This window comes from Flavobacterium keumense (assembly GCF_029866485.1).
Taxonomy (GTDB): Bacteria; Bacteroidota; Bacteroidia; order Flavobacteriales; family Flavobacteriaceae; genus Flavobacterium; species Flavobacterium keumense.
The window spans coordinates 1288186-1310948 of the sequence record NZ_CP092332.1 but is presented as its reverse complement, the minus strand read 5'-3'; the positions used below and the strand labels follow the sequence as shown (position 1 = coordinate 1310948).

The window sequence follows — 22763 nt, the reverse complement described above, 5'->3', positions numbered from 1 at the left end:
CAATTTAAACGAAATAAAATTATTTTATATCAATCAATCTCAAATAAATCTTACAACTTATTCTTTAACAATCCCAATAAATAATCCCCGTAGCCCGATTTTCGTAAGGGTTCAGCTATTGTTCTTAGTTGTTCTGAACTAATAAATCCTTGACGCCAAGCAATCTCTTCAATACATCCTACTTTCAAACCTTGACGCTCCTCTAAAACTTGTACAAACTGCCCTGCTTGCATCAAGCTAGCAAATGTTCCGGTATCTAACCAAGCCGTTCCCCGACTTAAAATTCCGACTTTCAACTTGCCTTGTCGCAAATATTCTTTATTAACATCAGTAATTTCATATTCGCCACGGGCAGAAGGCTGAATATTCTTGGCTATTTCAACGACTGAATTATCATAAAAATACAAACCTGGAACAGCAAAATTCGATTTAGGTTCCAATGGTTTCTCTTCTATTGAAAGGGCTTTGAATTCATGATCAAACTCTACTACGCCATAACGTTCCGGATCTGAAACATGATACGCAAATACCACACCTCCATCAGGGGCTGTATTAGAACGCAACAATTCTTGCATATTAGCCCCAAAGAAAATATTATCGCCCAATACCAGCGCCACCGAATCGTCACCAATAAAATCAGCCCCAATCACAAAAGCCTGTGCCAATCCATTCGGAACGGCTTGCTCGGCATAACTAAATTGACATCCAATAGCTGCCCCATCGCCTAACAATTTTTGAAAATTTGGCAAATCATGAGGTGTCGAAATAATCAAAATTTCGTTAATCCCAGCCATCATCAAAGTCGATAACGGATAATAAATCATGGGCTTATCATAGACCGGCATCATCTGCTTGCTCATCGCTAAGGTTAAGGGATGCAATCGAGTACCGGATCCTCCGGCGAGTATAATTCCTTTCATGTGTTTTTATTTTTTTTCTTTATTGCCACTAAGACGCTAGGGCACAAAGTCTTTATCAGTTGTCGTTTATTGTTTGTCTGACATTGCGAACGCAGTGGAGCAATCTTATTCTTAAAATTGTTAAATTTTTAAATTACTACATTGATAAATTTCCATTCGTAAATCGTACCTCGTATATCGTAATTCTACGTATATTGCTTCTCATAATAACTCGCATACGCCCCCGAAGTCACATTATCCAACCATTTTTGATTGTCTAAATACCAGTTCACCGTGCGCTCCAATCCTTCTTCAAAAGTAACCGATGGTTTCCAACCTAACTCTTGGTTAATTTTAGTCGCATCAATCGCATAACGCAAGTCGTGCCCTGGGCGGTCTTTCACGTAGGTAATCAATTGAGCCGAAGTCCCTGCTGGGCGGCCTAATTTGTCGTCCATAATTTGGCACAACAATTTAACCAAATCAATATTTTGCCATTCATTAAAACCGCCGATGTTATAGGTATCGTGATTTTTCCCTTTATGAAAAACCAAATCAATCGCTACAGCATGATCTTCTACAAACAACCAATCGCGCGTATATTTCCCATCGCCATATACCGGTAACGGCTTATTTTGAATAATATTATTGATAAAAAGCGGAATCAATTTCTCTGGAAAATGAAAAGGCCCATAATTGTTAGAGCAATTGGTCAACACATACGGCAAACCGTAGGTCTCGCCATACGCTCGTACAAAATGATCCGAACTCGCTTTCGAAGCCGAGTAAGGCGAATTAGGGTCATAAGCCGTCGTTTCAGTAAACAAACCTTCAGCACCCAAACTACCATAGACCTCATCGGTACTGATATGATAGAAACGTTTGCCTTCAAAATTGTCTTTCCAAATCGTTTTAGCCGCATTCAACAAATTCATCGTCCCAATCACATTCGTTTTCACAAACGCCAAAGGGTCTGTAATAGAGCGATCCACATGCGATTCAGCTGCCAAATGCAGTACCCCATCAAACTGATGCTCAGCAAACAAAGCATCAATAAAAGGAGCATCTACAATATTGCCTTTCACAAAAGTATAATTAGGTGCCTTTTCAATATCGGCAATGTTCTCTAAATTCCCCGCATAAGTCAAGGCATCCAAATTAAAAATCTGATAATTCGGATACTGATTCACAAAACGTCTCACCACATGAGACCCAATAAATCCGGCTCCGCCGGTAATCAATATTTTTTTCATTTTTTTTATTTTGCCACAAAGGCGCTAAGTCACTAAGTTTTTTATCAGTTGTCCGTCATTGCGAACGCAGTGAAGCCTGCCTGCGACAGTCAGGCAATCTCTAAATTGTTACATTGATACATTGATACATTGATACATTGATACATTGATACATTGATACATCGTACCTCGTAAATCACTTCATACATTTCTCCAAACTCTCCCGATACCCAGAAACAACCACTCCAAAGGTAGTCGTAATTTTGGATTTGTCCAACAAGGAATAATGCGGTCGTCGCGCAGGTGTAGGGTAATTGGATGAAGGAATCCCGGAAATTGTACACTCCCACCCTCCTATTTCTTGAATCGCTAACGCAAATTCATACCAACTCATTTCTCCTTTATTAGAGAAATGATAAATACCACCTTGCCAATGAGAATGCGTAATAATCGTCATAATGGCTTGCGCCAAATCAGCAGCATAAGTAGGACAGCCTATCTGGTCGTTCACTACATTGATGCTATCGCGTTCTTGTATCAATCGGCTCATGGTTTTTACAAAATTGTTCCCAAAACGAGAATACACCCAAGAAGTCCGAATAACAATAGCCTCTGGATTTTCTCGCAAACAGGCGTGTTCCCCTGCCAATTTGGTTTGACCATACACATTGATCGGTCCGGTTGGGGCATCTTCAGTCAAAGGAGTACTCGAACTACCATCAAAAACATAATCAGTCGAAATATGGAGTAATTGTACTTGATGTGATGCTGTCCATCGGGCCAAAACCGCTACGGCTTGATGGTTCAACACGTCGGCCAATTCCGTTTCAGTTTCCGCTTTATCCACGGCAGTATAAGCCGCACAATTAATAATAATGTGAGGTTGAATCCCATCCAATACATCGGATATCGTTGCCAAATCACTCAAATCCAAAACCGAACGATCCGCAAACACCCATTCGAATTGGGCATATTGCGATGCCAACTCCTTCAATTCCGAACCCAGTTGTCCGTTAGCACCTGTTACTAGTATTTTTTTATTCATTATTTTGCTTTTGTTACCACTAAGACGCCAAGGCGCTAATGTAAGTCATTGCGAACGTAGTGACGCAATCTCTATTTCTCAAATCATAAATTTTTAAACCATATAAGTCATATAAGGAAATATAAGAAAGTCTCTTCGCTCTATTACAGGATATTCAATTAGTAAATTCTGAACACTTATAACTGAATTCTGAACGCTCTCTTAAATCAAACATCATGAATTGTTCCATTTTTAAATTGCTACATTCTTATATCGCACTTCGCATATCTAAAATCGTACATCCAACTTCGCAAATGGTATATTGCTAAACCCCCAAAGAAGCTAATGAAATCACATTTATTCCATCGGGACGCCGGTAACTCATTCCCGTTCCGGTAATTATATTCAGTGATTTTGGAGATTCCATTTTTTCCGAGTCAATATTGGTTGCAAACTTTTTGAGATTTTCAGCAGCTTCGTCAATAAAACCTACGCCTAGTTTTATTTCAAATGCTGCATAATCTCCGTTGCGTTTCTGAACGATGGCATCTACTTCATAGCCATATGAATCGTTGTAGTGGTAAACCGTAGCATCATTTGTTTTTGCATATACATTCAATTCGTGTATTGCCAGTGATTCAAACAGAAAACCGGTGTACTTAATATCTTTCATCAATGATTCCTTATCCAAACCCAAAACTGCAACTGCTAACGAGGGGTCACATAGATGCCTTTTGGGAGATTTACGCAACGATGCAGCTGATCGAATATGAGGGTTAAAAGCAGGTTGCTCGTATAGAATCATTAATTTAGATAATGCATCTAAATAATCAGAAAGCGTGTTTCTTGATAGTTCATTATTTTCATTGATTTTTACATCTTTCTCTAAGGTCTTGTTGTCAACTAAAGTTGCTATATTTCTCGATAGAGAGCGTAATAAACTCCGTACTTTATGGGGATTACGCTTCACTCCAGACACTTGACTCATGTCTACCTCGCAAAGCAAATCTATATAGCCTCGATTCATTTTCAAGGCATTTTTATACTCCTCATTAATCAATGTAGGCCACCCCCCTATACAAATTCTTTCAATGATAGATTCCAATGAAATCGCAGGTTCGTAATAATCATTTCCTAACCCAAGAAGCAAATCCGATAGTTTTACAGTACCACTTGAATAACCTAATTCTTGCCAAGTCATGGTGTCCATTTGCAAAACTGTAAATCGTCCTGCACCACTATGAAGCCTCACCTGTTCAGGCGGATTAGCGGAGCCTGTAAGTAGAAACTCGCCTTTAGACTTGCGTTCATCGACTTCGTGTCTCACATAATTCCATATTTCAGGTTGTTCTTGCCATTCATCAATCAATCGCGGGGTTTCTCCCTCCAATAATAATTGTGGATTGGTTGCCATAATTACCGGAACTTGTGGATCTCGATCCATTCTCAAAACGCTTTTTGCATACCGCATAGCAGTCTCTGTTTTCCCGCATGATTTAGGACCTTTTATCAGTACCGCGCCAGAAGCGGCCATTTTTGCCATTAAATCATCTTCAACCAATCGTTTAATATAATTCATTTACTCCCTATGTATTTAGCTTAAATATACTTTTAAAAATGCAATTATGCAAATATAAGGTTTTTTGTTGTGCAAATATAAGATATTTTATTGTGCAAATATAAGGTTTTTTGTCGTGCAAATATAAGATCTATTCTTATGCGCTTTTTATATTAATTACTGATTATTGGATCTTTTTTTGTCATTACGAACGTAGGTCAACTTTAATAATTTTAAGGATTAATACTATTAATTACTATTCACTAATTACTATTGTTATATACCATATAAGTCATATAAGGAAATTTAAGAAGTCACTTCGCTCATTTCAAGAACAGATAAATTAGAATATACTAATTCCTAACAACTGACAACCAACAACCAAACACACATTTTCAAATTATTTCATTTTCAAATTTTCAAATTGCTACATTATCAAATCGTAAATCGTAAATCGTAAATCGTATATCGTAAATCGTCCCTCGTACATCTAAAACATACTATTACACCCGTCAATCCCCGGCAACACCAAGTCTTTATCGGACACAATAGCGTCTTTTAAATCAATTCCCCAATCAATATTCAAACTAGGATCATCAAAACGGATACCGCCTTCACTAGCTTTATTATAAAACTGATCGCATTTGTACAACACCACAGCCGTCTCACTGATCACTGAAAAACCATGCGCAAAACCATGCGGAATCAACAATTGCTTTTTATTCTCGGCGGATAACCGTATCGCAAAATGCTGCCCATACGTAGGCGACGCTCTTCTAATATCTACGGCTACATCAATGATTTCGCCTTGCAGTACCCGCACCAACTTAGTCTGTGCATACGGCGGATTTTGATAATGCAAGCCCCTCAAAGTACCACGCTTGGAAAACGACTGATTGTCTTGCACAAAATCAATGGTAACCCCTAAGGCTGCCAATTTCTCTTGATTATACGCCTCAAAAAAATACCCACGCGCATCTTCAAATACTGTGGGATTAATAATAAGTAAATCTTGAATGGGTGTAGTTTCTATTGTCATTGTATTCTGTTGTCTGTCATTGCGAACGTAGTGACGCAATCTATTCCTATCGTAAATTGTTATATTTTAAATTCGTAAATCGTATATCCTACCTCGTATATCCTACCTCGTATATCGTATATCTAACCTCGAATCATTCTATCCCCAGACCCTTTACCTAGCACAGTAGCAATAATATAATAAAAATACTGAACCACGGTCAATTGACTTGTCATTTTGGCATCGGTTTCAGCTAGGAGTTGCGGGGTGGACATATCGATTTTATTGATTTGTGATAAACCCGTAATTCCAGGAACTACTTGGTACACTCCCCTGCTATCACGTTCTTGAATCAACTCTACTTGATTGAACAAATTAGGTCGTGGCCCTACTAAACTCATATCGCCTAGCAGTACATTCCACAATTGGGGTAGCTCATCCAGTTTGGATTTACGCAAAAAAGCACCATATTTCGTAACCGCACTATAATTAGCCAAATGAGTCGCTACGGATTTCGTATCCACATGCATCGAACGAAATTTATACAAATTAAACGGTCGCTTATTTTTCCCAACACGCTCTTGACAAAAAATAGGAGAACCCGTATCAAAATACCCAATAATTAGTAATACAATAATAATAGGACTCAGTAGCACTAGACCAATCAAAGAAAAAATAAAATCAAAAAATCGAATCATATTTTAAAATAGTTTTGAGAAATAAAACGCTAGTACATCTCTTTTTTTAAATGTATTCCTTTTGAGGTTAAGCGATACTTTTGTTTAGGACTTTTGGGACTATCAGGTTTTCTCATTTCTATCAGACCTAATGCTAAAGCAGGCTGCAAATAATTATAAAGAAAAGAAGGGTGATGTTTTATTCCGACTAATACCTTTAATTCTACTGCAGCATAATATTCTACTGACATAACTTGAATTAAAAATAATACTTGTTCGGTTACTTCTTCGGTTACTTGTTCGGTTACTTGTTCGGTTACTTGTTCGGGAATACTATTTGAGACTAATGCAAAGCTACAAATAACACTGTCAAAGTCTAATGTATATGTTGGGATACTTCCATTGTATTGCATCCAATTAGATTCTATTTTATCAATACCGAAACCCACATTTTCGGCTAATTTAACCATTCTAAAAAGTTTTGATAATACTGGATTTCTTGGTATAGACAAGTCTTTATCTTTTAATTCTGAAATCGATTTTGGCAAACCTCCGGGATTATAGAACTCAATGGAATTATTAAAAACACGAATTCTAGCATGTGCCGGAGAAAAATAATCAGCGTGCATCAATAAATTTACTAATGCTTCTCTAATAGCTATTAAACCGGTTGATAGTTCCTCACCAAATCCTTCAGATGAAACCTGAAACGTTACATCAACCTTAGATTTTAAACGTGCAAAACATTCAAAATAATACTCCCATAAATTTTCTTGTTCTTCCAGACGAAACGTATATCTTGAATCTGTTTCTGAGTAAGAATCTCCTGGAATCTCTAATAAATCAATTCTAAAATCAGGAAAATACTTTTCAATATGTTCTCTTTTTCCTAACAATAGCAAACCGCTATACGTACAACATCCATCTTCAAATATTCGCAATTTTTCTAAAAACTCATCTTCATCAAAACGGTTGTAGCTTACATTAGGATTGAATCTTGTCATATAGTCGCGATAGCGAAGTAATGAAATTTTATTTAAGCTATCTCTACTTGTACCTATAACTTTCTCAGAAGATTTTGAACCAAATGTTTGATCGCGATACATGGCATCAATCTCCTCTTTAGTTGCCTTATTATCAGCACTACCTCTTCGAATATAAGTATTTGCTTGCGTATTAAAGTAAACTGGTTTTTTATTTGATGCTACTATGTAAAAAGCAAGAACCACTTTGCCTTCAAATTCATATTTTACTGATTTGACACCTAAATAAACATTAAACTTTTCGCTTCTTACTGTATTTAAAAAATCTTGTTCAATTTTCTCTGGATTAGCAACCCCTTGAATTTCAAACAAACTGCCCGTTTGTTTTACACCAAAAACAAGCCACCCTCCAGAAGTATTAGCAAATGCACTAACGGTCTCCCATGAAGATTTAGGTACTTCAGCTTTGGCTTCTTTTAACTCAAAATCTTCCCACTCTAGCTCTGTAAGCTTATTTAAAAACAATGATTTGTCCATAGATAGAAACAAAATTAAAACAATATTAATTTATATATTTTCACTATCTAAAAATATAGGTGTTATTATAAATGAGACGAAATTTATACAAATTAAAAGCATGCTTATTTTCCTTACGGGGTACTGACAAAAAAAAGATTTTTGTTAGGCATAAATGAAAAAAAAAGACCAGAAGGCTGATCTAACGGGAAGCGATACTGGTACGATTGATACAAGTGTAGTTACAATCGAAAAAATAAACAAATTTTTTAACAATAAATTCTAATGAATCCAAAAGCTAAAATTTTAAACCATATTAGTAATATAAGAAAATTGAAGAAGTCGCTTCGCTCTATTATAGAAAAATTAAGTCAAATCAACTGATCACTTACAGCTGAACACTGAACATTTCCTATATCGTAAATCGTACTTTGTACTTTAAATAACATACCCTTAATCCCTCTATAGAGGGTAACGTGTAGTGTAACTTACACGAATTGTTACATTTTTAAATTGCTACATTTCATAATCAAACTTCGTAAAACGACCCGAGGCAAAGCCAAAGTCTGCGAATACTTGGAGCAGAGTATGTGGGGAGCGAAGCTAATATCGTAAATTGTAAATTGATACATTTTCAAATTGCTAAATTGGCACATCGTACCTCGTAAATCGTATATCGTAAATCATATATCATAAATCGACTCATCTTCCAAAATCATCCTGCACCCGCACTATATCCTCTTCATCCGAAGGATGATTCGCATCCGTATGTTGCCAAATCTCAGCAATGACGGCATAATCGTCTAAACCTATTAAACGGTGACGCTCCCCTTGTTGCAAGGTAATGGTATCGCCTACGCTTAGAATTTCTAATTCCCCTTCGATATCGTTAGGGCTTCTCTTAATTCCAGCTTGCCTTTGAATCACTCGCCATATCTCAGCTCTACGGTGGTGGTACTGCCAAGACAACCGTTGCTTTGGCGCTACAACTAGAATTTTAGGGCTTAATGCACCGCCTCTTTTTAAAGTAGACACATCCAAGCCATCAAAGTAGGCATTGGCAAAAGCCTGTGCTTGCTCCTCAGCAATAACGAAAAAACCACCCCAAGGGCGGTTGTGATCTTTTGAAACGATGGTAAAACGATTCGTTTCCAATTGGTTTTGTATAGTTTCGAAAATCATTAAATAAACGATTTTATTGTTTTTACTAAACCTTCTTTTGCAGAAACAGGTAATTTTTCAATTCCCAAAGCAGCTTTAATTTTAGCATTAGAAACTACAAAACTTTCAGTCAATTTATCCAACCGTTCTGTATTTAAAGGCAAATACAATACATTTCCTAATTCAGCAATTGTATTAATTATATTTTTAGGGATATTAAGAATTTTTGTTTTTTTATTTGTAGTTGATACAATGAGTTCAATCAATTCATTGGTTGATAATGCTTCGTCATCTGCTAAATTATAGACTCCAGAAGGAATATCATCCCGTTCTAAAATTTGTTGGATTACAAAGCAAACATTATCAATACTACAAAAAGAACGCTGATTATGAAAAGAGCCTAAAGGCCAAGGTATTCCTCTTGAGACTAATTGATACAACAAATTCAAGTTGCCTTTATTACCGGGGCCATGAATCATAGCAGGACGAATTATGAATACTCGCTTTCCTTGTGGCAGTGTTTTACTTAAAATATACTGCTCTGCCTGGAGTTTTGATTGACCGTAAGCAGTTTGAGGATTAGTTACTGTTTCTTCTTTTACAATATCTTCTGCTTTATCAGTAACTGCCTTTACACTACTAAAAAATATAAAATCGCGGCAATTGCTTTCCAAAAATACATCAAATAATTCTTGAGTTAACTTAGTGTTTACATCAAAATATTGATCAGGATTAAAACTATTTTTTAGATCGTGTGCTTTGCCGGCAAGATGAATAATTGCAGTAGATTCATTATCAATCTCCGATTTCCAGTTGGTATTTCTAAGATTGAGAGATATAGGCTCCCAATTATTGTCTAGTAAATATTCAAATAGATTAGATCCTACAAAACCTCTAACTCCTGTGATGATTATATTAGATTTTTTTTTCATCAAATCTTTTCAAATAAATCTAGATACTGTTCAATTACTTTCTCTTTAGTATAAAAATTTTGAATTTCATTATATCCATTCTGTCCTAATTCAAATTGTTTATTCTTGTCACTAGCTAATGAAATAATAGATTCAACAAAACTGTCATTACGATTATCGGAAATAAGGATTGAACAATTTTTACCTGAAAGAAAGTTAAAGAGAGGGGTGTTTTCACCAGTTAAAATAATCATTGGTTTTGCACAAGCCATAATTGTATACACTTTTGATGGAAATCCTTCTTGTTCCATTTCTTTACTAATGGAAATAAAATGAATATCCGCAAAAGAATTAATAGCCGGCATTAAACTTCTATTTTGGTATGGAAGTATTTTAATATTACTTAATTTTTCTTCATTAACCCTATTCATTAAATACTCTTTTCTAACTCCTTCTCCTATTATCCAAAATTCAATATTAGTATTTAATAACTTTTTAGCGGCATAAAAAACAGGTTCCCAATCTTGAAAGAAACCAATATTTCCAGCATATAGTAACTTTAGCTTGGATTTATCATCAGTAAAAACAGGAGGTAGAGTTACTTTAGTTTCTGGTTTATATAATTCAGTGTCTACAAAATTTGGAATAATATTCAATTTTTGTAAATTTTTTAATCGATCTTTTATTTGATTATAGAACAGCTGGTCTATTGTTATTATAGCATTCGAATTATTATAAACAAATTTCTCAAGCCATTTTAATATATTTATAATTAGTTTTGATTTTAATCCACCTTGATTAATTAATAAGTCTGGATAAATTTCTTGTACATTGTATACAATTTTAGCTTTCTTAATTTTTGCAATTAAAATAGATACAAACCCTATACTTAATGGTGGAGATGGACTTAGAATAAAGTCGATTTTATTGATAGACAATCCTATAAAGAATGAAAACAAATGCCAATATATAAACGATAGTATTCTAAGTGTTGTACTCTTATATTTTTTTAAGGGAACGTGAATAACTCTAATCTCATTAAAACTACTCTCATAAAAAAGCCCCATTAATTTGGGACATAATGGTTGCTTTGCAGAGTCTTCTTTTACTATATTATAATGCGGCGTAGTGGTTAATACGACTACTTCATATCCATTTTTCTTAAATCCAAGCGCTATATCATTATATAGATAAGCCGTTGAGACACCATCGGGACTAAAAACAATAGAGTGTATTAGTATTTTTCTATTTATCATTCGCTCCAAACTGTTCTTTTGATATAATCGGTATAACTTAAAATGATTCGTACCATTTTTTCTGAAACATTCGGCATAGAATAATCGGCTACCGGTCTAAAATTACGTTCAACACCTCTTTTTTGAGATTGTAATTGAACCAATCCTTGCATAATTCGTTCTGGGTTTAATCCCACCATCATCACCGATGCTTCTTCCATTGCCTCTGGTCTTTCATGCGCTTCACGAATATTCAAGGCAGGAAAATTAAGCGTAGAGGATTCTTCCGAAATGGTTCCACTATCCGATAAAACTGCAAAAGATTTCATTTGCAATGCATTATAATCATTGAAACCCATAGGTTTTAAAAACTGAATCTCTGGACGCATTTCAAACTGTTTCGCATCCATCATTTTTTTAGTTCGCGGGTGCGTACTCACAATGATTGGGTAACCATATTTTTCAGCAATCAGATTCAAACTGTCCATTAACCCTTTAAAGTTTTTTTCGCTATTGATATTTTCTTCTCTATGTGCTGAGATAACAAAAAATTTATTTTCTTCTAGATTTAATCTAGAGATAATATCCGACTTATTAATTTCGGGTAAGTAATGATGAAGGACTTCATACATTGGAGAACCCGTTTTGATGATTCTATCGGCAGGTAAACCTTCACGAAGTAAATATTCTCTGGCTATAGAACTATATGTCAAATTAATATCAGAAACATGGTCTACGATTTTACGATTCGTTTCTTCTGGAACTCGCTGGTCAAAACATCGGTTTCCTGCTTCCATATGAAAAATAGGAATATGACGTTTTTTAGCTGGTATTGCGCACAAACAACTATTGGTATCTCCTAAAACTAAAAAAGCGTCAGGCTGCTCACTAGCTAAAAGTGGATCTATTTTAATTAATATTTGCCCCACCGTTTCTGTAGCTGTAGCACCTGCTGCATCCAAAAAGAAATCCGGTTTACGAATGCCTAAATCGTCAAAAAATATTTGATTCAATTCGTAATCGTAGTTTTGACCAGTATGGACTATTATATGTTCAATAGCCTCCGACTGATCTAAAGCTGCCATTACTCTTGACAAGCGAATTATCTCGGGACGAGTCCCAACCACTGTCATTACTTTTAATTTTTCTTTCATTATTTATATTTTTAGGAGCCAAGGTAAAAGTAAAAAGAACCAAGGCTTTAAAACTTATTTAGTATTATTTATTATTGCTGCAAGTATATTTTTAATTTCTTTACTTTCTTGTAACAAATTATCCAATTTACTATTCTCTATTTCTCCGAGTGCTTTAATAACTCGTAACCAATAATTCGACTCACGTGCTTCTTTTAATGCAATTCTAACTTTGTTTTTAAAATCTGCTTTAGAAGACCCCGCTTGTGATTCTTCATAATTTGCACCAACAGATGTTGCTGATTTACCAAGTTGATATCTAATTATTGTATATTCAGAATCTTTAGGTAAATTTCGGTTCAATTTTAATGTTTCAACCCCAAAATTAAAAGTTCTTTCTAATAAATTATTAGGCTTCATGTTTTTTACTTTTAACTTTCAACTTGGCTCTTAATTCTTTTGCCTTGGTGCTTGATTAAAACTAAACATTCTCAAAATAGGTATCCGGATCATTTGGATCGTAAAACTCATTGATCCAAAAATTGGTATACAATACCTCATCCCCTATATTTTTAATATTATGGGTGTACCAAATAGGCATATCCACATAAGAAGGAGCATCTCCATCTAGATAAAAATCCAATACTTCATCGGTTCCAATGCGCCTTAATTGAATCAAAGCTTTTCCTTTGATTACTGCAAAACGTTCAATTTTTCTAGTATGATAATGATTCCCTCTAGTTATACCTGGAACTGTAGTTGAAAAAGAAACCTGTCCTCCTACTCCTAAACGAATTATTTCTACAAATGAACCTCTATCATCTGTATGTTCTACAAATGAAACAGGGAAATGAGTAGCAATGTCCATATAACAACGAAAGGTATTGAACAAATTCAATTCAAAAGTAGAATGTATTTCAGGTATTATTCCCTTATCTTGATACTCTGATTTGTATTTTTCTAATACATGCAAAATTTCAGACACCTTAGCTGTTGCTGTATATGGGACTATCATTTCAGCTTTACTATTTGCATTTCTTATTTCAGAAAGTAGCACCTCTACAAGTTCACCTACATAAATTAACTTCAACTCACTATCAACTGCAATTGTTGGTGTTTCGTTATGAGCTAATTTATGGCAAAAAGTCGCAATAACCGAATTGTAATTAGGATGTCCAAAAGGCCCAAAAACATTAGGAATAATTAAACCTGTAAATTTTCCACCTGATCGTTGTGACCAATTGTACAACAATTCTCTACCCACTTTTTTGGATTTTCCATATTCGTTGTCCCTTTCCTCTTGAGTGGAAGAAGAAAAAATTACATGTGCTCTACTTTTAGTAGACTCCAAGGCATCAACTAATTTTTGAGCCAATTCAATATTCGTATCATAAATTACTTTTGGATCATTGTGACGATTCATTGCCGCCAAATGCACAATCACATCACATTGCGATACAAATTGTTCTAGTTGATGCTGATTTAAAAAAAAGCCTTTATCAAAATGAATTCTCTCAAATTCCTCTGGATGTAATCCAAGGGTATTGTACAAATGGGTTCCGACAAATCCTGCCTGTCCTGTAATTCCTATTTTTAACATTTATTCTGTTGTAAAGTAATCCGTCGGGTATCGAGATTCATCATCTATTTCTCCTAAATGATAATCCGACATAACCACTAATTTTGATTTTTCTTCTAGTGCTTGTATACTGCTAATGTACCCTGCCGGAATATGTAATATGTCTAGTTTTTCTGAATGTAAATGATATTCTATTCGTGGTAAGTTTTCGCTTGGTATGTCCCAATTATCAACCGCAATCAATTGAATTTTAAAACGACCTTGTACAGCACTAAACCATCGTTGTTCAATTTTATGTCCTTGCCAAGCCCTTACAAAATCAACCGAATGATTTTCTATAACATACATTCTTTTAATGCTTGACGCGTCGAAATCATTGTTGTAAAATAATTGTCCTCGTTGGTCTTGATGGCAATTACCTGAAATTAAAGTTGGCTTCATTTACTAATTATCCTGGCATTTGCGTTACCTCTTCACCAAAAATTTCTTTTCGAATTAAGGGCAACTTAGATAACAATTTCTTCATTCCTTCTACATCCTGCTGTACCGTATTATGGGAATGATAATCCTCAATTAGGGAAACATCTTGCTCTCCTTCTGAAAAATATTGTGCGTAATTGAGATCCCTATTATCAGCTGGAATTCGATAAAATTCACCCATATCTTCGGCTTTCACCATTTCCTCTCGTGTACACAAAGTTTCGTATAATTTTTCACCGTGTCGCGTTCCAATAATTTTAACTTCTGTATCTGCTTGACACAATTCTTTCAACGCTTGTGCCAAATCGCCAATTGTTCCTGCAGGAGCTTTATTAACGAATAAATCGCCTGGATTACCGTTTTCAAAGGCAAACAAAACCAACTCCACCGCTTCATCTAAGGACATTAAAAAGCGGGTCATTTTGGGGTCGGTGATGGTAATTGGATTTCCTTCTTTGATTTGTTTTAAAAACAATGGAATTACTGAACCTCGAGAAGCCATCACATTACCATAACGAGTTAGACAAACTGTAGTATCAGTCAAATTTCTTGAGGCAGCTACCGCCACTTTTTCCATTAGGGCTTTAGAAATTCCCATAGCATTAATCGGGTATGCTGCTTTGTCTGTACTCAGACAAATTACTTTTTTAACTTTATTCGCTCCAGCAGCATCAATCACGTTTTGTGTTCCAAAAACATTCGTTCTGGTAGCTTCTAATGGGAAAAATTCACAAGACGGCACTTGTTTTAAAGCGGCAGCATGGAATACATAATCAACACCTCGCATGGCACGCTCTACACTATTATAATCACGAACATCACCAATGTAAAATTTAAGCTTATCACTTTTTAATTGGTTGCGCATATCATCTTGCTTTTTCTCGTCTCGAGAAAAAATTCTGATTTCGCTGAAATGGTTGGTGTGTAAAAACCGATTTAAAACTGCATGGCCGAAAGAACCGGTCCCTCCTGTAATAAGTAATGTCTTGTTTTCTATCTTCATTTTAAATGAATTTTAAATACTGTATTCTTTTCTTTTTGTGTTGGATAATTGATTAATACTGCTTTATAAGGTCCCTTAAAAACAAACAAACTCCCTGCGGCAACTCCAATTACACCATGTTTTTCAATTACTTTTTCAACATCTCGCATTGAACCAGCGCCGCCTAAAACGGTTAAAGGGATTGAAATGACCTCGGCAATTTTATCAATTAAGTTAATATCATAGCCTTTCATTACCCCATCTTGATCAATCGCATTTATAATAATTTCTCCAGCACCTAACTGCTCTAATTCTTGGACAAATTTAATTGGATTAATACCGGTAGCTTTTTTACCATTATGGGTATATACTTCATAACCCCCGAAGAGTTTCTTTTTAACATCAAGTACTACTATTACACTTTGAGACCCTACCCGATCTGCAATTTGAGTAACTAATTGGGGATTTTGAATTACAGCACTACTTAATGCAATTTTTTCAATTCCTAAGCCAAATATCTTTTGGGCTTGCTCCACCGTCTTCACTCCCCCCCCATAACACAATGGCATACGCGATTGGTTAGCTAATTTTTCAATCAATACATAATCTGGCTCTTTATTCAATGTAGTAGCATCTATGTCAAAAAAAGCCAATTCATCAACTTCTTTTTCATTAAATATGCGCACCGCATTTATAGGATCTCCTACATATTTGGGAGTTTTAAAGTTCACTGTCTTTACTAAGCCCTTGTCGTGAAGTAATAAACTTGGGATGATTCTAGGACGAAGCATACTTATAATTTTGCAAAGTTATGTAATAATTTTTCTCCGTATTGGTGGCTTTTCTCTGGATGAAATTGTATACCATACATATTATCAGCATTTACTGCTGAAGTAAATGGAATTCCATAATCAGAAATAGCAATACTATCCTCAGCATTATTGCATTTAAAAAAATAGGAATGTAAAAAATAGAAAATAGCATCTTGTTCTAATCCTTCAAATAAAGGATGTCCTGTAATTGGACTCACATCATTCCAACCCATATGGGGTAACTTGGTACGTTGTTGAATTAGACTCTCATCAAATTTTAGAATATCTGCATCGATCCATTTTAAACCTTCAGAGGTACCTTCATCACTTCTATTACCCATCATCTGCATCCCCACACAAATCCCAATTATTGGGATTTTCTTTTCCAATACCAACTCATCTAATTTGTGACGCATCCCTGAACTATTTAATTGCTCCATGGCATAATCAAAAGCACCTACTCCTGGTAAAATTAACTTTTGAGCATCTTCTAAATCAGCAGCTGTTTTAGCAATTTTTGTTGGAATGTCCAATCGTTTATACACATTTTGAAAAGCAAAGATATTTCCTACTCCGTAATCTATTAATGTAATCATCTAAACAATCTTTTTTCTAATCCTATTTTCTGCATAACATTAGCCCCAAAATTTAGTAATTTTATCTTTGTTTTATAATCGTTAAATGTTTTGTTTTCTCCATCAAAAATAGCCAGCAATTCTTGTCGAGTTAATTCTAATTTATCCGCTACATAATCAAACTCTCTTTGCAAAAATTCTTCTGAGAGTTCCGGTTTAGCAATACGTTCTAATGCTTCCTCCCTTGTCATCTGACCTGTTAAAATCAGACTGGAAAAATGGGCTCTTCGTTTTTCAAAACCAAACTTTCTGGGCAACCAAAAATCTTCATAGAAACGAGTAAAACGCGATTCATGATGTTTGTGTTGAAAAGGTTCCCAGCAAAATTTACTTTGTAATAATTGTTCTGCGTCTTTTTTAATATAAGGAATTAAATTCAATGGTTTAAAAACCTGCATTCCTAAAACATACCTGTAATATAATTTATAGGATAATATATCAACCAATGGAAAAGTCTTTAATGGTCGTTTACCAAACTTTGAATGAATATCTTTTACCAATAAGGTATCAATTCCAGGAAATCCACCCCATTCTTCAGGTTCACGACAACATTCTGTTGAGAAATTCCCGCCTGTAAGTACATATTTTATCTTATTTTTTCTAGCAAATTTGTACAAGCCTGAAAAAAAAGCATAATCTTGAGGCAAATCTTGATCCGCAATTTGAGATTTCAAAAAGGCGACTTGCAAATCCTTCATTTCTTCCCAATTGATTACTTCAGTATACAAATTCAAGCCTAACCCGTTGCACAATTTTTCAATATTACCCACAGCTCTATCAGTATTCCAGCCTGCATCCACATGAAATAATAAAGGACGTAAACCCATAATCTCTTTAGCCACATAAGCCACATAAGAGCTATCCAATCCTCCACTTAAACCAATAATACAATCAAAATCTCTTTTTTTACCATCAGCTTTTATTTTTTCTGCAGTACGCATTAGTTCTTTATACCCATTTTCATCCGTATGCCAATTGGGTACAATAGTCTCAATATAATTAGTATAATAATCGCTCTCTCCCCTTTCATTAAAAACTATATTAGGATCAGAAGTGTCCATTATAGTTTTAGTGCAGATTTGATAAGGTTTATTGCTTTTCATTCTTCTATTTTTTTCATTGTATTACTAATAAATTCAAAAGTTTCATTAGAACATCTTTCCCAAGAAAACTGTTTGGACAATAAATTTGATTTATGTGCTAATTTAAGTCTTAAGTCATCATTCACAATCATTTCGTACAAGGCATTTTTTATTGAACTTACATTCTCTGGATCAAAAAAAATGGCAGCATCTTGAATTATCTCAGGCATTGGCCCATAGTTTGAACAGACTACAGGCAATGAAGTTGACATTCCTTCAATTAAAGTGTTGGGCATATTCTCACAGGTTGATGCGAATACAAATATGTCTGTATTTTCAAGGTAAGTTACTAATTGGGGATGATTAACTTTTGATGTTCTGTAAATAAACTTTTTCTTTAAATCAAATTTATTTATGACCTCATCTATTTTAAGTAATGCCTTTGCATTACCTTCTTCTGAACCTATTAATTGTAATTTTACATTTAAACTATGCTCTTTTCTAATACGATGTACCGCTTCAATTATATTCCAATTATGTTTATACAAATCAGCATTTGATACATAAGTTAGTATTATTTCTTCTTCTTTAATTAAATTTAATTTATTTATTTTATTAATTCTAAACTCATCGGATATTCCATGATTGATAACAATATTGTCGTAGTTTATTTTATGGTATTGTGAAATTTTATTTTTAGCATAATGGGTCAAAAAAATTGTTGCTATAGAATTTTTAAATGAAGATAATTGCACATATTTTAATAAATACAATCTTAACCATGAAAAAGAAAAAGAATATCTATTAAATTCTTTTTTTTCAAATGACAACATGTCACGACTCATTGTTATGTATGGCCTAAACCTACAAACGCTCCCTGCATCAACACTGAATAAAAGTGTACAGTTATTTTTTTTTAGTTCTTTAGGTAAAGAGAAATATTGCCAAGACAATTGATTAACTATACTTTTTTTTAATGAATTAGGACAGTGCTTAACAAGCCAAGGGTAATCTGGTATCTGATTTAACAACTTTTCATATGACCACAAATGAATTTCATTGATTGAATGCTTTTCTGGATTAAAATATTTTAATATATTAATAATATGCACTATCGCTCCTCCCGATTTATTTCTAGTTGCGTCAATAGCTAAATTCATATGCATACAATAGGTAATTATAGTTAGAAATAAAAACTTTAATTGGAATTAGAAAAACTATTTAAAAATTCTATGAATTTTTCGGAATATGTTTCAGCATTAAAAACTGTAAGTGCAATTTTTTTTCCCGATTCACCAATAATTTTAGCTTCATTTTCATTAAGATCAATAAATAATATATTTTTTGCTATACTTTCTAAATCACCAACATTAGACAAAAAAATGTTTTTATTATGAGTCATATAATATTCAATTTCACCTGCAGAAGTTGCTACAACAGGAACACCTGATAATAAATATTCTCCAAGTTTTGTTGGAAAACCACCAGAAACATACTCTAGCGGAGTAGTTAATAGACATTTAGCATTCAACAATATTTTTGGAACTTCATTTATAGATACTAACCCTTTAAACTCAATATTATTTTCTAGATTATGATCCTTGATATAATTCAATATTTGATTACACTCCGGAAAACTATTACATAATCCTAAAAAATCTCCAATAAGTATTAAATCTAAGTAAAATTCCCCTTTTAGTTTACAATATTTATGATAAGCTAGTACACTTTCAAATAAACCATCTCTATTATGAGTACCAAATACAACAGCTATGTATCTCTTACTATCCTTGTCCTTCTCAAAACCTATATATCTTTGAGGGTCTATTGTCATTGGAAGTAAAAAAAATTTTGATTTTTCATAATTAGTAATTTGCAAATAAAATCTTTCTAACTCATTAGTAATTACTATAAATCCATCAAACATTTTAAGTTTAAAATTTTCTATTCGTTTTCTAAATGTAGACATTTTAAAATATCCATTTGGATATTCCGTTTTATCTATAATAAAAGGAATCCCAATTATTTTAGTGAAAATTCTAAAAAAAATATTTGAAAATAATTCATTATGATATGATAGTAAACAATTTATCTTATCTTGGCGTAAATACTTAAAAGAAATGAGAACCCCCTTTACATAATAAAAGAATTTAACATACGTAGGAGTATCCTTCTTTTTCCATGTTATATTGGTCATGTATTGATATTCAACTCCCTCTACATTACCTGATTTAAATTCATTTACAGCTGCTTCGGCTGTAGGTGCTAATAATAAAACTTTTACAAAAGCTCCTTCCTTTGCTAAAGCTTTACAATATGACATAATTCTTAATGAGGAGACATTACCTACAGGAAAGGGGCCTAAAAAAATTAATGCACATCTGAGTGTATTATTATCTTTTTTCATAATTAACCATTCTCAAATACTTTTTATTCAAATTTAAAGTACTTTGTTATTAAAATCTATTGCTCTAAACTCTTTTTTGTTTATTTCAATATATCTGCCCAAGATTAATAAGAATGGAACAATTAACATAACGTACCTTGCATTAATTGTTGGATTCATTAACCAAGTCAAAGTAAATGAAATAAGAATAATATAAACATGTTTAATTATTGTTTTATTTACAATGCTAAAATTTCTTATCGAATAAATCAATGGGTTAATAAAAACTACTAGTGCCAATAATAATGGAATTCTCAATATTTTTGAGACATCTATTAACCCATCCGTATATATATAGAGTGACATATAAATATCCATAAAGAACTGTAAAATACGCAATAGATTAAATATAAGATATCCTGTATAAAAATAATTTTGATTAAAATAAATTAAAAAAGAACTAAATCCACTACCCATGGTTTCATCACTTACAAATTGACCTTTTATAGTAGTAATTGCACCAATAATTGATGTTAATATATAAGCAAAAATTATCCTTTTTTTAAAATTACCAAAACTTAAGTAAATAGTTAAGATTCCAAAAATTAATAATTGAATTCTCACTATAAAAAAAAGTATACTAAAAATAATTATCAACTTATAGTGTTTATCAAGTAGCCATTTTAAAACTAATATAAAAAAAAATAAAGTCAACAAATCTTTATTTATTAATTGAGTGAAATATAAGATTTGCAAACCCAAAAAAAAATAAAACTTTGTAAATCCACTTAATTTAAGTTTATCACAAACTTTTATATAATTTATGAAAATAAAACATACAGTTATTAAATTAAAAATAAATGCTATTAGTTTAACATCGTATATTCCAAATAAATTAAAAAAATTTATTATGTATAAATATAATAAGGCAATTCCAAAATCATTGTTTATTGACAATAAAAAATTTCCGTCTTTAATGTTTTGTATATTATAAAGATAAACATCATGATCATTGTTCACATAATTATATAATTGTTTAAAATCAACAAAGAAATAATTACAACCATAATAATAGATAATACACATTACAATAAATAGTATAAAGAATATACTCGATATTAAATTTGTTTTATTGAAAATTATCTTCACTTTTTTAAAATTTATTATTGAATTAATTATTTAAAAATTTAATTCAAATAAAAAACTCAATCAAAATTTGAAACTTTTTTATAATAAAATACAATTATAAAAAAGTATGTTAAACCAGAAATTATGGTAGCTAATGCGGCTCCTTTAGCACCTGAAATGTTTATCAATATAAAATTAGATATAATTAGAACTCCTCCTACAATAAAAGAGGAATTTCTTAATTCTTTTCCTTTACCTTTTGCCAATAAAAATCTATTAAAAAAATCCGCAATCCCATACAGTAAAGATCCAATAGATAAATAATATAATAAATAAACACATTCTATATACTCGTCTCCATAAATCATTAAAATAATTGGTTTGGCTATTATAAATATTAAAATGACTAATGTAAAACTTATAACATACATTCTAGTTAATGTTGTTTTATCAATTTTCTGCGAATTTGCAAATTTCTTAAAAGATGTTGTTGCTATAACATTAGGTATTAAAGAAAGTGGTGCAGAAAGCTGTAAAGCAATAGCATAGTAACCTACTTCAATATTATTAATACCAAAATATCCAATTAAAACACCTGAAAGACTACTAGATCCAACAGCAAACAATGAACCTACATATACATTAAAACCAAATTTATTATTTGCTACTTTTATTTCTTGGATTCTCTTCTTAAAATTAGTTAACTTTGGTTTTAATTTATGTATTATAATAAAATAAGGAATAATTGATGAAACTATAAAACAACATAATATTGTATTAGTTGATATTTTATGAGAAGTAAATGAATATATAACTATTAACAAAATAAGAAAAAAAAACTTAGGCATAAATCGAGAAAAAGATAAAAGTAAAATTCGATTCCCGCCCTGTAACAAGAGTTCATTAAAATTATTTAACAAAAAAATCCAACTAAATGGAATGCAAAATAACAAGGAGTTTATAACTTCTTGTGTTGTTGATTTATCAAAGATTAGAAAAAAAACTATCAAACAAAGAATCATTATAATAAACAAACAAAAAGATATAATCAAACCCGCACCATACAATTCTCTATGCCTTGAATTATCATCAACTATAGCAATTCCCCTACTTATCGAATAAAATAAACCGAAATTAAAAACTATTTGAGAAAAGTTAAATATATTTAATACTAATGAATAATTGCCAAAAGAATTTTTTTCTAGAATTCTTGTAATGAAATAATTAATTCCTAAAACTAATATCATTACTAAAATTGAAGTAATTAGTAATATTAATGTTTGTTTCTGTTTTTTATCATTTAGATAGTCTATTATAAATTTTGACATACTT

22 protein-coding genes are annotated in these 22763 nt (G+C 32.7%); all 22 read right to left on the bottom strand.

The annotated features are described in order from the left end of the window. Positions 1 to 50 precede the first annotated feature (50 nt). Complete coding sequence (gene rfbA / locus MG292_RS05710) at positions 51 to 920, bottom strand: glucose-1-phosphate thymidylyltransferase RfbA (RefSeq protein ID WP_264533676.1); 870 nt, start codon at positions 918 to 920, stop codon at positions 51 to 53. A gap of 185 nt (positions 921 to 1105) precedes the next feature. Next, the gene (gene rfbB / locus MG292_RS05705; RefSeq protein WP_264533677.1) at positions 1106 to 2152 is read right to left on the bottom strand and encodes a dTDP-glucose 4,6-dehydratase; all 1047 of its coding nucleotides are present in this window, start codon (positions 2150 to 2152) and stop codon (positions 1106 to 1108) included. A 175-nt stretch (positions 2153 to 2327) separates the two neighbouring features. Continuing rightward, positions 2328 to 3176, bottom strand: coding sequence for a dTDP-4-dehydrorhamnose reductase (rfbD, locus tag MG292_RS05700; protein ID WP_264533678.1), 849 nt, complete (start codon positions 3174 to 3176; stop codon positions 2328 to 2330). A 304-nt stretch (positions 3177 to 3480) separates the two neighbouring features. Beyond that, positions 3481 to 4734, bottom strand: a complete 1254-nt coding sequence (locus tag MG292_RS05695; RefSeq protein WP_264533679.1) for an ATP-binding protein — start codon at positions 4732 to 4734, stop codon at positions 3481 to 3483. Between the two features lie 469 nt (positions 4735 to 5203). Continuing rightward, on the bottom strand, positions 5204 to 5752 hold the full coding sequence (rfbC, locus tag MG292_RS05690) for a dTDP-4-dehydrorhamnose 3,5-epimerase (protein WP_264533680.1): 549 nt from the start codon (positions 5750 to 5752) through the stop codon (positions 5204 to 5206). A 122-nt stretch (positions 5753 to 5874) separates the two neighbouring features. Continuing rightward, positions 5875 to 6429 carry a sugar transferase gene (locus MG292_RS05685; protein ID WP_264533681.1) on the bottom strand — a complete coding sequence of 185 codons (555 nt, stop codon included), beginning with the start codon at positions 6427 to 6429 and terminating at the stop codon, positions 5875 to 5877. A gap of 29 nt (positions 6430 to 6458) precedes the next feature. Further along, on the bottom strand, positions 6459 to 7928 hold the full coding sequence (locus tag MG292_RS05680) for a Fic family protein (RefSeq protein WP_264533682.1): 1470 nt from the start codon (positions 7926 to 7928) through the stop codon (positions 6459 to 6461). Positions 7929 to 8609: 681 nt separating this feature from the next. Continuing rightward, positions 8610 to 9089 carry a cupin domain-containing protein gene (locus tag MG292_RS05675; protein WP_264533683.1) on the bottom strand — a complete coding sequence of 160 codons (480 nt, stop codon included), beginning with the start codon at positions 9087 to 9089 and terminating at the stop codon, positions 8610 to 8612. Next, the gene (locus MG292_RS05670; RefSeq protein ID WP_264533684.1) at positions 9089 to 10000 is read right to left on the bottom strand and encodes an NAD-dependent epimerase/dehydratase family protein; all 912 of its coding nucleotides are present in this window, start codon (positions 9998 to 10000) and stop codon (positions 9089 to 9091) included. The genes MG292_RS05675 and MG292_RS05670 overlap by 1 nt, the downstream gene beginning before the upstream one ends. Beyond that, on the bottom strand, positions 10000 to 11235 hold the full coding sequence (locus MG292_RS05665; protein ID WP_264533685.1) for a glycosyltransferase family 4 protein: 1236 nt from the start codon (positions 11233 to 11235) through the stop codon (positions 10000 to 10002). Before MG292_RS05665 ends, MG292_RS05670 begins: the two co-directional genes overlap by 1 nt. Next, positions 11232 to 12368, bottom strand: coding sequence for a non-hydrolyzing UDP-N-acetylglucosamine 2-epimerase (gene wecB, locus MG292_RS05660; RefSeq protein ID WP_264533686.1), 1137 nt, complete (start codon positions 12366 to 12368; stop codon positions 11232 to 11234). The genes MG292_RS05665 and wecB overlap by 4 nt, the downstream gene beginning before the upstream one ends. A 54-nt stretch (positions 12369 to 12422) precedes the next feature. Continuing rightward, positions 12423 to 12767, bottom strand: a complete 345-nt coding sequence (locus tag MG292_RS05655) for a four helix bundle protein (RefSeq protein ID WP_264533687.1) — start codon at positions 12765 to 12767, stop codon at positions 12423 to 12425. 61 nt (positions 12768 to 12828) lie between these two features. After that, the gene (locus MG292_RS05650) at positions 12829 to 13947 is read right to left on the bottom strand and encodes a polysaccharide biosynthesis C-terminal domain-containing protein (protein ID WP_264533688.1); all 1119 of its coding nucleotides are present in this window, start codon (positions 13945 to 13947) and stop codon (positions 12829 to 12831) included. Further along, a complete protein-coding gene (locus MG292_RS05645; protein ID WP_264533689.1) occupies positions 13948 to 14367 on the bottom strand; it encodes a WxcM-like domain-containing protein in 420 nt (139 codons plus the stop codon). Positions 14368 to 14374: 7 nt separating this feature from the next. Next, complete coding sequence (locus tag MG292_RS05640; protein WP_264533690.1) at positions 14375 to 15409, bottom strand: polysaccharide biosynthesis protein; 1035 nt, start codon at positions 15407 to 15409, stop codon at positions 14375 to 14377. Then, a complete protein-coding gene (locus MG292_RS05635) occupies positions 15406 to 16179 on the bottom strand; it encodes an AglZ/HisF2 family acetamidino modification protein (RefSeq protein ID WP_264533691.1) in 774 nt (257 codons plus the stop codon). Before MG292_RS05635 ends, MG292_RS05640 begins: the two co-directional genes overlap by 4 nt. Positions 16180 to 16181: 2 nt before the next feature. Beyond that, on the bottom strand, positions 16182 to 16796 hold the full coding sequence (gene hisH, locus MG292_RS05630) for an imidazole glycerol phosphate synthase subunit HisH (protein ID WP_264533692.1): 615 nt from the start codon (positions 16794 to 16796) through the stop codon (positions 16182 to 16184). Further along, on the bottom strand, positions 16793 to 17938 hold the full coding sequence (locus MG292_RS05625) for an N-acetyl sugar amidotransferase (RefSeq protein ID WP_264533693.1): 1146 nt from the start codon (positions 17936 to 17938) through the stop codon (positions 16793 to 16795). The genes hisH and MG292_RS05625 overlap by 4 nt, the downstream gene beginning before the upstream one ends. Next, a complete protein-coding gene (locus tag MG292_RS05620; RefSeq protein ID WP_264533694.1) occupies positions 17935 to 19083 on the bottom strand; it encodes a glycosyltransferase family 4 protein in 1149 nt (382 codons plus the stop codon). Before MG292_RS05620 ends, MG292_RS05625 begins: the two co-directional genes overlap by 4 nt. Positions 19084 to 19115: 32 nt before the next feature. Continuing rightward, positions 19116 to 20324 carry a glycosyltransferase family 4 protein gene (locus MG292_RS05615; RefSeq protein WP_264533695.1) on the bottom strand — a complete coding sequence of 403 codons (1209 nt, stop codon included), beginning with the start codon at positions 20322 to 20324 and terminating at the stop codon, positions 19116 to 19118. 33 nt (positions 20325 to 20357) lie between these two features. Continuing rightward, entirely contained in the window at positions 20358 to 21323 is a 966-nt protein-coding gene (locus tag MG292_RS05610; protein WP_264533696.1) for a hypothetical protein, read from the bottom strand. 185 nt (positions 21324 to 21508) lie between these two features. Next, a complete protein-coding gene (locus tag MG292_RS05605) occupies positions 21509 to 22759 on the bottom strand; it encodes an oligosaccharide flippase family protein (RefSeq protein WP_264533697.1) in 1251 nt (416 codons plus the stop codon). Positions 22760 to 22763 lie beyond the last annotated feature (4 nt).